The 15813-nt window shown below is 45.7% G+C and carries 12 protein-coding genes; 5 read left to right on the plus strand and 7 right to left on the minus strand.

Translation table 11 applies throughout. From position 1 onward, the window contains the following. Nucleotides 1–19 precede the first annotated feature (19 nt). The 6 genes from ABIO93_RS22100 to ABIO93_RS22125 form a co-directional block, all read right to left on the minus strand. Entirely contained in the window at nucleotides 20–1210 is a 1191-nt protein-coding gene (locus tag ABIO93_RS22100; RefSeq protein WP_348071701.1) for a heparan-alpha-glucosaminide N-acetyltransferase domain-containing protein, read from the minus strand. 155 nt (nucleotides 1211–1365) lie between these two features. Further along, nucleotides 1366–2265: an ROK family protein gene (locus tag ABIO93_RS22105; RefSeq protein WP_348071703.1), complete on the minus strand. Its 900-nt coding sequence runs from the start codon at nucleotides 2263–2265 to the stop codon at nucleotides 1366–1368. 94 nt (nucleotides 2266–2359) lie between these two features. Further along, on the minus strand, nucleotides 2360–3610 hold the full coding sequence (gene fucP / locus ABIO93_RS22110; RefSeq protein ID WP_348071705.1) for an L-fucose:H+ symporter permease: 1251 nt from the start codon (nucleotides 3608–3610) through the stop codon (nucleotides 2360–2362). Nucleotides 3611–3645: 35 nt separating this feature from the next. After that, nucleotides 3646–4884: an acetylxylan esterase gene (locus ABIO93_RS22115; RefSeq protein WP_348071707.1), complete on the minus strand. Its 1239-nt coding sequence runs from the start codon at nucleotides 4882–4884 to the stop codon at nucleotides 3646–3648. A gap of 42 nt (nucleotides 4885–4926) precedes the next feature. Continuing rightward, the gene (locus ABIO93_RS22120; protein WP_348071709.1) at nucleotides 4927–5685 is read right to left on the minus strand and encodes an SGNH/GDSL hydrolase family protein; all 759 of its coding nucleotides are present in this window, start codon (nucleotides 5683–5685) and stop codon (nucleotides 4927–4929) included. Nucleotides 5686–5708: 23 nt separating this feature from the next. After that, on the minus strand, nucleotides 5709–6527 hold the full coding sequence (locus ABIO93_RS22125) for an alpha/beta hydrolase family protein (RefSeq protein WP_348071711.1): 819 nt from the start codon (nucleotides 6525–6527) through the stop codon (nucleotides 5709–5711). 183 nt (nucleotides 6528–6710) lie between these two features. On the opposite strand from ABIO93_RS22125, the gene ABIO93_RS22130 reads away from it, so the two are divergent. Then, on the plus strand, nucleotides 6711–6875 hold the full coding sequence (locus tag ABIO93_RS22130) for a lmo0937 family membrane protein (protein WP_348071713.1): 165 nt from the start codon (nucleotides 6711–6713) through the stop codon (nucleotides 6873–6875). Between the two features lie 180 nt (nucleotides 6876–7055). After that, nucleotides 7056–8120 carry a T9SS type A sorting domain-containing protein gene (locus ABIO93_RS22135; RefSeq protein ID WP_348071715.1) on the plus strand — a complete coding sequence of 355 codons (1065 nt, stop codon included), beginning with the start codon at nucleotides 7056–7058 and terminating at the stop codon, nucleotides 8118–8120. Nucleotides 8121–8167: 47 nt separating this feature from the next. Here the strand turns inward: ABIO93_RS22135 and ABIO93_RS22140 are convergent, their stop codons facing one another. Then, a complete protein-coding gene (locus tag ABIO93_RS22140; protein ID WP_348071717.1) occupies nucleotides 8168–8854 on the minus strand; it encodes an arylesterase in 687 nt (228 codons plus the stop codon). A 186-nt stretch (nucleotides 8855–9040) separates the two neighbouring features. Here ABIO93_RS22140 and ABIO93_RS22145 point away from each other — a divergent pair, with 186 nt between their 5' ends. The 3 genes from ABIO93_RS22145 (at nucleotide 9041) to ABIO93_RS22155 (ending at nucleotide 15813) form a co-directional block, all read left to right on the plus strand. Beyond that, entirely contained in the window at nucleotides 9041–9709 is a 669-nt protein-coding gene (locus tag ABIO93_RS22145) for an ABC transporter ATP-binding protein (RefSeq protein ID WP_348071719.1), read from the plus strand. 57 nt (nucleotides 9710–9766) lie between these two features. Beyond that, nucleotides 9767–12310, plus strand: a complete 2544-nt coding sequence (locus tag ABIO93_RS22150; protein ID WP_348071721.1) for an FtsX-like permease family protein — start codon at nucleotides 9767–9769, stop codon at nucleotides 12308–12310. 419 nt (nucleotides 12311–12729) lie between these two features. Continuing rightward, the gene (locus ABIO93_RS22155; RefSeq protein WP_348071723.1) at nucleotides 12730–15813 is read left to right on the plus strand and encodes a SusC/RagA family TonB-linked outer membrane protein; all 3084 of its coding nucleotides are present in this window, start codon (nucleotides 12730–12732) and stop codon (nucleotides 15811–15813) included.

Here is a 15813-nt window from a genome sequence, read left to right on the forward strand (position 1 = left end):
AAATCAATTGGAAAGGATTCTACAAATAACTCAGCCACCATGCTTTATGTCTTGCCCTGTACGTGCCAAACCATTTACAGGGTACGTAAAGCGAGGCAACGATCAGTATCCAGATGATGTAAACGGTACCTAACTCATAACCAAAATCAATTGGCCGGAACTTAAAAAAGAGCTTATCATCCGTAGCCTGCTCCCAGGTGTACCCGGAAGAAAGCACTGCAATCATGGTAAGAATATGTATGATATAAAAATGCAGCATGAAATAGAAGAATGGCACTTTTCCATATACAGTACATATTCTTGTCAATGCGTTATCGACTTTTTCCGTCAAAGCGAGAATGATCAAAACCGGCCCCAGCGTCATAAATGTAAAAAGCAGGGAGGGAGGATATTTGCTGACATTCATAAATGACAGGAATGTCTGGAAACCCGTTTTTTGTTCGGTCCAATGTGAAGGGTCGCCGTATCCGTTTATCAATCTTAAAACAACAAAAAGGAGGATTATCACAAAGCCTGAGATCAATAGCCTCTTCCTTCTGTTCTCCTGCGGAAAACCTTTTTTATACAACGTACCCAGCCCGTAACCCGCCATCATTATCCCCGACCAGGGCAGAATTACATACAGAAATCCAATTGTACCTCCGTCGCCTCTGGGAAGGAATGTTCCCCTACCCGTAAAAAATATACGCAGTACGACATCCAGGGTGGAGTTTTCTGCCACCTTCACATAATCTAAAAAATTGTGTCCAAAAATGAGAATGCAGCCTATGACCAAAATGGTTTTGGGGGAAACGAAACGCACCAGTAGGCCTAGCAAAATCATACTGCATCCCAGCGCCCACAGTACTGCGAGGAAAATGGTTTTGAATGTAATATCAAAAGAAAAACCAAACGTCATGAAAACGATTTCCACCAAAATAAGCCAGAAACCGCGTTTGATCAGGAATGTAGAAGTGTCAGCAACTGTTTTGTTTTGCCCTGAAAGATAGGCGGAGATGCCTGATAACATCATAAATGAGGGAGCGCAGAAATGGGTGATCCATCGGGTGAAGTAAAGTGCAGCGGTAGCACTCTGTGGATCCAGTGGATCGGCGGTAAACGCAGTAATGTGAAAGTAATCGCGGACGTGATCGAGGGCCATAATGACCATAATAGCACCGCGAACTGTATCAATGGATTTAATGCGCTGGAGCGTACCGGCTGTTGTCATACCGCTTGGCTTGGGTTTCAATGTTAGTTACCCCTAAGAAGTGCTCTAAAATACTGATTTACTGTCTGATGACTCACTAACAGTGACAAATTGCATAAAAAAGGGATGACCAGCATCCCTTCCCCCATTCAATCGTATTTTTCTTCGCAAACTATCTATAACAGCGCTGCGCCGAATACCCCCGCGCTGTCGCCCAGCTTAGGTTTAAGTATAGGCGTGGTCACCACACCTTTGTTGAAAATATACTTTTTGATACGTTCGTAACCCGCCGTGTAAAGCAGCTCAACATTCCCTACGCCCCCTCCGATCACGATCAGTCCCGGATCCAGCACATTAATAAGCGTCGATATGGCTCTTCCATAATATTCCAACAGTCGCTCGATCGTAGCATTTGCGTGCTCATCGCCGCCCGCGTGGTAACGTTCCAGAATCACTTTCATAGTCAATTTTTCACCACTGACACGCTCGTAATAACGTTCCAGCGCCGGGCCAGAAATCACTTGTTCTACGCAGCCGGCTTTTCCACAATAGCATGGTTCGCCTCCCTCTTCCAGAATATTATGACCCCATTCACCACCGATACCGTGATGTCCGGCAATGATTTTATTGTTCACTACCAATCCTCCACCAACACCTGTTCCCATGATCACACCGAAAACAACCTCCGCCGTCGGATGCTCTTTACCGGCACCGATCAATGCCTCTGCCAGTGCAAAGCAGTTGGCATCATTGGCCAGCTGGCATGGCACGCCCAGTATTTTTTCAAGATCTGCTTTCAATGGTTGTCCATTCAGGCAGATCGTATTGGAGTTTTTCATCAGGTGCGTTTCGGGTTCCAGCACGCCCGGAGTCGCAAAGCCAACCTTGGAAGGCCTCTCGCCTACCTGCTCAGCCACCATATCGATCAGCCTTTTGATCTGAGATAAAATATGCTGGTAACCATTTGCAGACTCAGTTGGAAGCCGCATGCGGACCACTACTTCCAGGTTGCGATCTGAATCTAGAACCGCGCATTCTATTTTTGTACCTCCTAAGTCAATTCCCCAGAGTTTCATATGCTTTTTTAATCCCTTATGATTTGTGACAATGTTGGTGCTTTTTTAGCTTTTAGCGATTAGCTAAAATGCCCAAAGCTAAAAGCTAATCGCTTTACTGCACTTTATAATATTTGTAACCGAACAAGAAGATCACTGCATAGCAGATGATCGGCAGATAATAGGCGTGGGCTACGTTTGTTTCGGCCACTGCGCCCATTGCAAAAGGGAAAAACGCCCCTCCTACTACACCCATTGAGATAAAAGATGAGGCTTGCTGCGTATGAGCACCCAAATTTTTTAAACCAAGACTAAAAATGGTTGGGAACATGATACTGAAGAAGAAATTCAGCATTAGTAATGCGATAAATGACGGCCAGCCCCAGCTTTGCGCGATAATAAGGCACATGACAATATTGCAGGCTGCAAAAATCGCAAGTAAAGAATTTGGCGCAATAAAACGCATCAGGAATGTTCCTACAAAACGACCGGTCAACATCAACACGAAGAAAAGGATCATGTAGTTACCAGCCACTGCGTCGGTGAAGCCCATTTTCTCGTGACCGTAATTGATAAAGAACGCCCAGGTTCCGGCTTGTGCGGCTACGTTGAAAAACTGCGCTAAAACAGACCATTTGAAATGCCTGTGCTCGAAAAGACCTTTTTCAGGATGTGTATCCACATTGGCAGCGGCAGGATCTACGGCGCCATGCGGATCAATCAAAGTTGGCACTTTTACGAATGAAAATAACACCGCGATCGTGGCGATCACACTTCCGATCACGATATATAATGTTTTGACCGAAGTAAGGTCCGTACTGCCTTCTACATTATTTCTCAATAAAAAATAAGAACCGACCGCCGGTCCGATAATGGTACCTAATGCATTGAATGCCTGAGCAAAGTTAATACGCATATCACTGGTACGCTGATCACCCAGCGACGCAACAAATGGGTGAGCAACCGTTTCCAGCGTCGAAATACCGCAACCGAGAATGAATAACGCTCCACCAAAAAATGGAAACGAAGCAGCAGCAGCAGCCGGTACAAACAAAAACGAACCGATCGCAAAAAGCGTCAGTCCGAAAAGTACACCATTTTTATACCCGAAACGCTTCATAAAAAGACCGGCCGGGATACCCATGACTCCATAAGCTCCGAAAATGGCGAATTGCACGAATGCAGACTGCGTTTTGGTCAGACTTAAAACGTGTTGAAAGTGCTTATTTAGAACATCTCCCATCGTAATGGCAATTCCCCAGAACATGAACAGCGAGGTCACGAAGACCAGTGTGATGAGGTACTTATTCTCTGTAAATCGGGGGGGTGTTGTGTTTACTGTGCCGGAAGACGGGATGTTGCTCATTTAGTTGAATAGTAAAATTAAATATTAGGTCAGGTCTATTTCTGCAAATGTAAATCAGAGAAATTTAAAAACTGTATCCAGTCGAACATTTTAACGTCATGCCCACCCGGGCGGATGTGAAAGCCTATTTGGCCGGAAATGGGCTCATTTAATGCAGGAAATGTGGTTCCTGCAAATCCATTGGTACCTAAAAACTTGTAAATCCCATCCGAAGCCTTCGCCGTTTCGAACTCTCCCGCAGGATCCGCATTCCTATCTTCCTCAGCAGTAGCGAGATAAACCGGCCTCGGCGCGATCAGCGCCATCACAAAATGCTGATCGAACGGAAGTTCTGAATCTTTATCCATATATTTTCTCAAACTTTTGGCATACCAATGCGGAAAAACCGTGCACAGCCTTGTAATGTTCTCACCGATTCCACGCCGGAACAGCTTTCCTCCACCTGCCCCGGACTCGTTACTTAGCGCCATTGCAAAGCGCTGATCGGTTGCACCGGCCCATAATGCGGCTTTTCCAAGTCTCGAAAAGCCGAATACAGCAACTTTTTTTGAATCGATGTCCTTGTCGGTTTCAATGTAATCCATCCCCCGGCTCAATGCCCAGGCCCATGCTGCCATTGTGCTGAAATTATCATCCCGGATCTGTAATTCGGGATAAAGCGTGTGAATACCGGTCTGGAACATGGTTTCCTTCCGGTCCGAGGCGATCTCCTCCCTGTACATCGTCACTAGCGCGTAACCTCTGTCCAGAATGCTGTCCACCGCCCACTGGCTCGCATTCACGCCTCGGCACGCATCGGTAGCCTCTCCGTTTTCACCGCAGGGAAACATTTGACTGTTTTCCACCCAGGCAGTTGTTAATTTCACCCCAGGATCAGCAATAATAGCCTGGTTACCAACAAAATTGATCCCCATGATCGCAGGTACCGGATGTTTCGCTTTGTTTGGAATATAAATCAAAAGATCAAACTGCGCCTCTTTATCCTTTTCCTTAATAAAAACAGTTACTTGCTTGCGGGTAGCTTTTCCTCCCAATGCTTTCGGATCGTTATCAAAAACTTCAAAACGTATGTTTTTAGGCTTGCCAGGCGAGGTACCATACATTTGCGTAGTCATGATTTCGAGGATTTCTTTTCTCCGCGTGGGCCATTGCTTGACCGATTTTACCTTTTGGCCTTTGTTAAATAGTAATGGATCCGGTAGAGAATTATGCTGAGCAAATACATGGTGCAGACCAGCCAGGCAAAACATCAAACACAATTGGAATAGCTTCATAATGGAATTGGGAAAACTTTTGTATCTAATCGTAAAATACTATTATCCAACCAATCCCAACGCCGGTCCTGCTTTTTCAAGCCAGAATCTGGCCATTAGTTCGTGACCCGCGGGCATAGGATGGATCCCGTCCCAAATCCAGTACTCCGCCGGTGCCTTTGACAATGCATCGTTGAATGCGGACTGAAAAGGAATGTGAATGGCTCCAAACTCCTCGGAAAGTAGCTTTACGCTTTTTTGCCGCTTTGTGATTTCGGTTTGATAAGTGTCCAGGTTTTCTTTGACTCTTCCCATCGGCAGTAAAAACGGTTCGCAGAGCACTAGTTTTACATTGGGCAGTTTTTCTTTGGTCAATGTTAGTAATGCCCGATAGTCATTTTCAAACTGCTCAGGAGTACAGGATACATTGCCTTTGATAGCAGCTTCCGTGTCATTGATTCCGACCAAAATATTAAGAACATCGGGTTTCAGATCGAGCGTATCGGTCTGCCAGCGTTCCGCCAAATGGGTAACACGGTTACCGCTGATGCCACGATTAAAGAAATGCAACCCTTTGGCTGGGAAATCATACCACAGCCTACTCGCAATCATGTAGGCAAAGCCATGCCCCATTACGTGATTCCAGTCCATGTTCCTGGTTCTGTTACCGTCCGTGATCGAATCTCCCTGGAACAATACGATTAAACTTCCTTCCTCTTTTTTAATTTGGTTTAATGGATTTGAAAACAATTTTTCCGGTAAAACTGCCGAGATCGTCGCGCCGGCAAGCGCATTGAGCAGAAACTTTCGTCGGTCGTTCATCAGAGCGCTTTACGTTGAAAACCTTATTTTTTATTGAAGTAATTACTCATAAAAAGGAGCTGGTACTGCACCGCATTGGCCCAGTAGGGCCAAGTGTGCCCACCGGGACGGGTAATGTAGTCGTGCGGAATGTTGCGGTATAAAAGCTGTTTGTGCAGATTTTCATTTACCTCGTAAAAGAAGTCGTCTGTTCCGCAGTCAATGATCAGAGACAAATGATTGGGAGTGAGCAAATGCAGCATATTGATCACCGTATTTTTCTCCCAGCGCTCGGGTTCGTCAGCCAGTTTACCGAGGCGCTTGGCCATATCCCAATTGTTAGGAAAAGGCCGGATATCCACGCCACCGCTCATGCTACCGGCTGCACCAAAAACATCCTGGTGCTTCAATGCCAGATACAATGCCCCATGTCCTCCCATACTCAGCCCCGTAATCGCCCGACCTCTCCGGTCTCTGATCGTTTTATACTGCGCGTCCACAAAAGCCACGAGTTCTTTGGAAATGTAGGTCTCATATTGTGATTGCGCATCTACCGGACTATCCCAGTACCAGCTGCTATACCCGCCGTCGGGACATACGATGATCATATTATGCAGGTCCGCAGCTTTCTGAAAGCCTGCTGCCTTGGTAAGCCAGCCTGCGTGGTTATCGCTGTACCCGTGCAACAAATAAACGACGGGCAATGTAGTGGATGAATTGTAATGATCAGGCCGGATGATAACTGCTTTCAGCTTCTTTTTCATGCTGTTGCTATACACTTCCACGGTGTCTACAATCGATGCCTGTGCCCATGAATGAATAATTGCGAGAAGGAAAATGGCAAGGAAAATGCTTTTTTTCATTAGTGGTCAAAAATATGCTTTGAGAAAATTTTCTACAACTTACAGTTTTAAATGATAGCTACACCGCAAATATTGTAGAATGCGGGGAATAAAAAGGCCTTATTACCACCATGGAGACGCTGGCATTTAAATTGATATAGCATTAACATATATATCATAATGCTAACTTAAAATATTAAAACAATGGGAAATCTTCTTTATACAATAGCCGTCATCCTGGTCATAATTTGGTTGATTGGCTATTTTGGCTTCGCAAGCTTTGGAATGGGTAACATCATTCACGTTCTATTAGTGATTGCAGTAGTTGCAATAATTCTTCGGGTTATACGTGGGGACAGGGTTGTGTAGAGAATATCCATTCAATAAGAAAGGCCCGGAACTTGTTTTTATAACAGGTTCCGGGCCTTAATTTTTTGTAATTTAGTAGCCGACAAACCTCCTTCACAGATGCACCTACCTCTATCTAAAACTAGTTTTCAACTTCCGCGCAACCTATTGTTAATTTCCGCGTTTTCACTCGGCACTCACATGGCATTAAGTCAAACGTATTTGGGCAATGTGGAATTTACCAGCCAAAACGCCCTGAACTCGTGGAGTTCAAGCTGGAAATCGGTTTCGGGCAATATTTACATTACCAGCCTGGTCGACAATGTAATCACCAACCTGTCGCCGCTGCAGAACCTGGAATCCGTGGGGGGCTCCATCATTATCAGTGAAAATCACAACCTAACTACACTCAATGGTCTGGATAAATTGACCACGGTTGGCGGCATCGAATTATCATTCAATTCCACATTGACCAACATCAACAGTCTCAATAAGCTGACTCTCGTAAACGGGTCGGTTAATGTAAATGGTAACCAAAATCTGTCCAGTTTAAATGCATTAAACAATTCCCTGAGCATTACCGGCGATTTGACGATCAAAAACAATCCTAAACTTTCGCAATGCAGCGCCACTGCTGTATGTAATTTTCTGAATAATCATTCGGTGTTTAGTTACCTCAATGTTTCCAATAATTCAGGAAGCTGCTATAATGAAAGCTTACTCAATACCGCCTGCAACGGCTCACTTCCAGTGGTGTTGGACCATTTTCAGGTGATTGGTGAGGGTCCGACCGCGCTGCTTCGCTGGGCGACTTCACAAGAATCCAATGTCCGTAGTTTTGATATTGAAAGCAGCAAAAACGGTCATGAGTGGCATTATAGCGGCACGGTGAAAGCGCTTGGAGAAAGTACTACCCTGTTCCAATATATGTTTGTTGATTCGTCGCCAGGAGAAGGAAATCGCTATTACCGGCTCAAAATGATGGATATGGATGGCTCTTTTGCGTATAGCCGCGTTCGTTTCATCCGTTTCAGCGAGCCCGACATTTCATTTTTCCCTAATCCCGTCGCTGACCGGCTTTCTATCCGGGGAGCAGGCTCATTCAAGTTAATGGAAGCGTTTGATTCTCAGGGACGATCCGTTTTGACGCTGAAAGGAAATCCGTCAAAAGGCATTCCGGTTGCCAACTGGAAAAAAGGATTTTATATGATCAAAGTTGTCGGGCAGGATGGGTCCGTTAAAAATTACAGGATCGTTAAGAACTAACAGCTGTTGATTACCAATGCTTATTGTTCCAAACTGCGGTCATTCGTTTACAAAAGCCCTTTGATTTTGTCCCAGACATTTTCGGCGACAATTTTATGTCCCTCTTCTGTTGGGTGAATTCCGTCCGGCAAATTCAGTTTTGGCTCGCCACCGACACCTTCCAGTAGGAAAGGAATGAGCGTCAGATCGTTTTTCGCGGCAATGTCAGCATATACCGCCCGGAATTTCGAGGCATATTGCTGGCCCATATTCGGCGGGATTTGCATGCCGGCCAGTACCAGTTTCGCGTCGGGATATTTAGAATGCACTTTGTCGAGAATGGCTTGCAGATTCTTTTTGGTTTCTGAAACAGGTATACCGCGCAACCCATCATTCCCGCCTAGTTCGAGCACGAAAATGTCCAGTGGTTGTTTAAGAAGCCAGTCAATGCGGCTGTTACCACCCGAAGTCGTTTCCCCGCTCACACCTGCATTAATCACTTTATAATTTAATTTTAAAGAATCAATACGTTTCTGGATCAGGCCCGCGAAAGCCCGGGATGGATCGTCGAGGCCGAATCCGGCGGTAAGGCTATTTCCAAAAAACACGATGGTTTTCTTCTTTGCAGTGGAAGCCTCGGCTGTAACGGCGACAGAATCAGGCTTATCGGTGGAATCTTCTTTTTTTTCACTGGAACAAGACGCCAGAAATGTGACAACTAGCAGGTACAGGAATAATAATGGGGAGCGGTTCATAGGAATTATCAAACAGACAAAAATCAAAAACAGGATAGCAGGTGTAATAGCGCCCTTCCCCGTTCATTTAGTTTTAAACGCCGCTTACACTATATTTATGTGCAACACAAATCGAAAAGAACCAAATTAGAACAAAAGCAGTTGCCCAGACTTAGCACCACGCAAACATAAAAATAGAAACAATTGATGGATACCATACTCGATCTGCAGCATGTAAGCAAAATTTATAAAAGTGGAGACCGTTCGTTAACTGTTTTAGATAATATTAATTTTTCGGTTGAAGCCGGTTCTACAATGTCCATTGTAGGACCTTCCGGCAGCGGTAAAACGACCTTACTAGGCTTGTGTGCAGGTTTGGATCGATCTACTTCCGGCGTAGTCGAGCTGCACGGGACCAAACTCAATGGTCTCAGCGAAGACCAGCTCGCAGCAGTCCGAAACCTGTATGTAGGGTTCATTTTTCAGAATTTCCAGTTGCTCCCCACATTGACCGCATTGGAAAATGTGATGGTACCATTGGAACTACGGGGAGAAAAAAACGTCAAACCCAGAGCTTTGGATTTGCTTGATAAAGTCGGCCTGTCTGAACGTAGCCATCATTACCCTACCCAACTCAGCGGGGGTGAACAGCAGCGTGTTTCACTCGCCAGGGCATTTTCTAACCAACCTCAGATCCTTTTTGCCGACGAACCTACCGGAAACCTCGATGCCGAAACCAGCGAAAAAGTAGTCAAGCTCCTTTTTGACCTGAATAAAGAGGCCGGAACTACATTGGTAGTCGTAACCCATGACTTGGAACTGGCTGCAAAAACGCAGCGTATCATTCGGATCAAAGGAGGCAAATTGGTTGAATAGCAAGACAAAAAGACTTGCCAAGTCTTCAAGACTTGGTAAGTCTACATTCCCACTAACATGCAACAAGATAAACTGAATTTCCCGTGGCTGCTGCAAATGGCGTGGCGCGATAGCAGAAAAAACCGCTCCCGTCTGGTGCTTTTTATTTCCTCCATTATCTTGGGAATAGCGGCATTGGTGGGCATTTATTCACTCGGGGATAACCTTAGGGAGAATATCGACGAACAGGCAGCCACATTAATCGGCGCTGATTTGGCATTGTACGGAAACAAACCCGTGGAGGGGAAAGCGAAAGCATTAGTGGATTCCCTGAGCAAAACCCGGTCAGAAGAACGGAGCTTTGCTTCGATGGTTTATTTTACAAAAAATGGTGGAAACCGTTTGGCGCAGGTCAAAGCACTGTCCGGCGATTTTCCCTATTACGGAAAGCTGGAAACCATTCCCGTCGCAGCCGAGAAGACATTTCGGGCCGGAAGAGAAGCATTGGTGGACCAGACACTCATGCTGCAATACCAGGCGAAAGTCGGCGATTCTATCAAAATTGGGAATGTAACTTTCGCCATCGCAGGTATTCTGGAAAAAGCACCGGGATCGACCGGCCTCACCAGTTCCGTGGCACCTACGGTATACATTCCGATGGATTACCTGACGCAAACCGGCCTAATGCAAAAAGGCAGCCGGGTTGGGTATCGTTATTATTTCAAAATTCCACCTAAAACCGACGTCGAAAAGCTCGTCAAGCAACTGGAACCACAGTTTGAAAAATATGACCTGGACTACAACACCGTCCAAGGCCAAAAAGAAGATACAGGCAGGTCGTTTCAGGACCTGACACGTTTTCTTGCATTGGTTGGCTTCGTTGCATTGCTACTCGGCTGCATCGGTGTGGCCAGTGCCATTCATATTTACATCAGAGAAAAACTGAATTCCATTGCCATACTGAGGTGCCTTGGCGTGAAAGCCAGACAGGCATTTCTAATTTACCTTATTCAGATTACGGGAATCGGCATTATCGGGTCCGTGTTGGGCGCGCTGCTGGGCACGGCTATACAGCAATATTTACCTATTGTGATCAAAGACTTATTGCCATTTGAATTGATTACGACCGTTTCATGGATGGCGATCGCACAAGGGCTGGCGATCGGCGTATTGATATCCGTGTTATTTGCATTGCCTCCATTGCTGTCGATCCGGAAAGTTTCCCCGCTGAATGTACTGCGCGTTTCTTTGGATTCGACCAAACTCGAACGCGATCCCCTGACCTGGGGATTGTACGGTTTGATCGTCCTATTCATTTTTGGGTTCGCGTTTCTGCAAATGCGCACGTGGATCGAAGCATTGGTATTCACCGTGAGCATCCTTGCCGCATTTGTCGTGTTATATGCGATCGCCAGTCTGCTGATGTGGCTGGTTCGCAAGTTCTTCCCCACTTCATGGAGCTACCTCTGGCGGCAAGGGCTTGCCAATTTGTACCGCCCCAACAACCAGACCTCCATTCTGATCGTCTCCATTGGCCTCGGTACCTCTTTGATATGCACATTGTTTTTTGTGCAAACGATCCTGCTCACCAGAGTTAAGTTATCCACCAGCGGCAACCAACCGAACATTATACTTTTCGACATTCAGGGAAACCAGAAGGAAGGCGTACTAGCGATTGCAAAAAACCGCAATGTACCCGTTAACCAAAGCGTACCCATCGTTAATATGCGCCTCGAAGAAGTGAACGGACGCACGGCTGCGGATTTTGAAGGTGACACCACCGCCGAACAATCCCGCCGCATATTTGGACGGGAGTACCGGGTTACCTTCCGCGACTCGATCACTTCATCCGAAAAAATTGTAAAAGGAAAATGGCAGGGTGTTTACAAAAAAACAGATGCCCTGATACCCGTTTCAATAGAGAAAGGTTTCGCAGACAGGAGCCGGATCGAGCTGGGCGACACCATGGTTTTCAATGTGCAGGGTACATTAATGACCACAACTGTGTCGAGTTTCAGGGACGTTAACTGGGGCGAAGTGCAGACTAACTTTCTGGTCGTGTTCCCCACGGGCGTGTTGGAGGAAGCACCGCAGTTTCATGCTATGCTTACCCACGTACCCAACCCACACGTTTCGGCACTGTTCCAGCAGGACATAGTACGCCAGTTTCCAAACATTTCGATCATTGATCTCGCGTTGGTTTTGCGGGTGCTGGATGATATTTTCAATAAAATCGGCTTTGTGATCCGTTTCATGGCCGGTTTCAGTATTCTTACAGGCCTAATCGTGCTCATTGCCTCGGTACTGATCAGTAAATACCAGCGATTGCAGGAGAGTGTTTTACTACGAACCCTCGGCGCGAGCCGGAAACAAATATTCGCAATTACGGCACTCGAATACTTCTTCCTGGGCTCTTTTGCTGCTTTCACCGGGATTCTGATCGCATTGGCGGGAAGCTGGTCACTGGCCAAATTCAGTTTCGAAGCAGAATTCAAACCCGAGGTGTTGCCAGTCCTGGCCGTGTTTATGTTTGTATCCCTCATGACCGTTTTCATCGGACTCATCAACAGCCGAGGAATCCTCTCCCGCCCACCATTGGAGGTTTTGCGACAAGATGTTTGACCAAAGTCATCCTCTACACCCTTCTACTGAGATTTAACAATTCCTTAAAGTCCAATAATAGCCTTATTGATTGTCTAACCTCCATTTTTGCCCCAACAAAAGTGGCCAATGCCTCTTTTAGGAGGTAAATTTTAATTTTTAGGTGAACACAAGTTACTATTCCAATACGCATCAAATCAATATTAATTTCATCCAAATTATTCTTCATATTTTTTCAAACGTTTGCATAAAATTTCAAACGTTTGCATTAGGTATTGGCTATTTTCTATTATTTATATTAAAAATACAATCTGTAATCTTGTATGTGAAGACCCTTTGCCATCTGTCCCGATGGCCGCCATTCGATGGCCGCCATTCGATGGTGCGATAAATTCAGTTTTTTCCTTTTTTTAAACAGTTCAATCCAATAGTCCACGATTATGAGAAAAATTTTGACTCTATCAGTCAGAACCGGGATCATTCGAAGCTGCCTGCTGCAGGCCACAGCCATTTTTGGCTTACATGCAGTAGCCGCGGCTGAAATACCGGTTCCGGAAAGCCGACCCAGACATGTTGAAAAACACATGAATATATTGAAGGAAATCACGCTGACAGGTAAAGTCCTCACCGACGGCACCACCGATGGGCTTCCAGGTGTTACGGTAGTCATCTCGGAAGTGAACGGCAGCAACAAGCAGGGCGCAACTACCAATGAATCCGGTGCATTTACATTCAATAATTTGCAAACGGGAAGCAGGTACAACCTGGAATTCAGTTACATCGGATTTGAAAAACAAACGTTATCTGACTTCCTCCTGACCGAATCCAATAATAATTCCATTGAGATCAAGCTGAAAGAAGCAGCTTCCAATCTGGGTGAAGTAGTGGTGGTAGGTTATGGTACCACCGTAAAAAAGGATATTACAGGTTCTGTGAAATCATTGAAAAGCTCTGATTTCAACACGGGTATCATTAATTCCCCTGAGCAGCTACTGCAAGGAAAAGTATCAGGTGTGAATGTAACCTCAGCCACTGGCGAGCCCGGTGGTAAAACGAGTATTACCGTTCGCGGACCTGGCGGCGTGCGTACAGGAAGCACACCGCTTTTTGTGGTGGATGGTATGGCGCTGGACAACAGCGGAACAGGTGGCGACACCAACCCGCTGAACTTCCTGAACCCACAGGACATTGAATCCATGGACGTTCTGAAAGATGCATCGGCAACTGCGATTTATGGAGCGAGAGGTGCTAATGGTGTTATTTTGATCACCACTAAAAAAGGCAAGTCTGGCCAGGCCAGTGTGACTTATTCCGGAACGCTGGGTATTTCCACCATGGCACGCCCTCTTGATGTGCTTTCAGGGCCGGATTTCGTTTCCGAAGCTGCCAAACTAGGCGGCACGGTGATCGACGGCAAAGCGAATACAGACTGGCAAAAGGAAATTTCACGCTCTGCGACAACCCATAACCACAATATTTCCATTGGTGGCGGGACTGATAAAATGACCTATTATGGCTCATTCGGAACACAGAAACAGCAGGGAATTCTCAAAGGCAGCCAGCAGGACCGTTACACAGGACGTGTTAACCTATCTCAAAAGCTACTGAATGACCGCGTTACCCTGGATGTGAATTTAAATGCAACTAACACGAAGAACAAAAGGCCGAACATTCAAGGTATGATCGGCGGTGCTATCACGGCAAACCCAACTTATGCTCCTTATGACGCAGACGGAAACCCTTCGAGATATCAGGATGGAACCAACCCACTGATTTCGCTGATGCTTTACAAAGAACTTCTGAGCACTAACAGGGTTCTGGCAAGCATTTCTCCTTCGGTAACGATCATAAAGGGTTTGGTTTACAAACTCAACTTCGGACTCGACAACTCAACTTCTACTCAGGACAAGCAGACATTGCCAAACACGGTTCCTTTCGAAATTGGTCGTCTGGAAAATTATCAGTTCAAAAACTCCAACCGCCTGATAGAAAATTACCTTACGTATACTGTTAATAACAAGCTGCACAGTTTCAGCGCACTGGTGGGTCACTCGTACCAGCACATTTCGCTTTCAGGCAAAAATTTCAGCATCAACAAATTCCCGATTTCAGACATTGAGCCAATTTACAATCCAGGACTTGGACAAGACCTGACATTGATTTTGAATGCGCCGGGGGGCTACGCAACGATTAACGAACTTCAATCCTTTTTTGGACGGGTTAATTATAGTTTCAAAGACAAATACCTGGCTACCGCGACTTTGCGGGTAGACGGATCTTCGAAATTTGGAGCGAATAACAAATATGGTTCTTTCCCATCCTTCTCCCTGGGCTGGAGAATTTCCGAAGAGCCTTTTATGAAATCGTCTCCCTTCTCAGACCTGAAACTTCGTGCAGGCTGGGGATCAACAGGAAACCAGGAAATCCCTTCAAAAATCACTCAGGCACGGTTTACATCGGTCGTCTCCGGAACAGCAAGTTATCCGATCGGTAGCGGCGCTTATCCTGCCGGAACCACCAATACAAGGCTTGCAAACCCCAACATTCAATGGGAAGTTTCCAAACAAACGGACGTAGGGCTTGACTTTTCTTTGTTCAAAGGCGCATTAAGCGGTGAGATTGATTACTTCACCAAAACCTCTGAAAAGATCCTGCTTGAAGTGATCCCTTCCGATCCTATTCAGCCAGCCGGAACATTCTGGACGAACGTACCGAATATGAAAATCAAGAATCAAGGCCTTGAAATCGACCTTAATTACAGAAAGTCACTGGACAATGGACTGCGTTACTCATTGGGCGGAAACATTACTTTCATTAAAAATGACGTAACAGGCTCACCTTATTCGGTGATCCCATCGGGCGCAGCGCAAGGTTCAGGCCTGACATCGGCGACCATCAATGGTTACATTAACAACCAGCCGATCGGGACATTCTTCCTGAAAGAATTTATTGGTTTTGATGAAAAAGGAATCAGCAAATTCAGGGACGTGGATGGCGACGGCATTATTACCGACAAAGACCGCGTTGCCGCAGGAACAGCGCTTCCAACTCGTATGTACAATTTCAATGGTAATGTTTCTTTCAAAGGATTTGACCTGACAGCGAACTTCAATGGCGTTGCCGGGAACAAGGTTTATGACAACACGGCCAACTCCAATTTCTACAAGCTGAAACTTTCAAAAGGAGTGAACGTAACTCCTGAATCTTATGCAGATGCAGCAGAATCGGTAAACAACTCGGCCCCTGTTTCTACCAGGTATTTGAAAAATGGTGCTTATCTGAGGTTGAACAACCTGGTATTGGGTTACAATCTGAACACGACCAAGCTTGGCATTAACAAGTGGGTACAGACAGTTCGGTTGTCAGTAACGGGCCAAAACCTGGCTTTGTGGACGAAATACAACGGTTATGATCCGGAAGTGAACAATGATCGTCAGATTAACGGCATCACATCTTATGGAATCGACTATTTAAGTTATCCTAAGGCTAAAACAATCCTCTTTGGTGTAAATGTTGGCTTTTAA

Source organism: Dyadobacter sp. (assembly GCF_039919315.1).
GTDB lineage: Bacteria > Bacteroidota > Bacteroidia > Cytophagales > Spirosomataceae > Dyadobacter.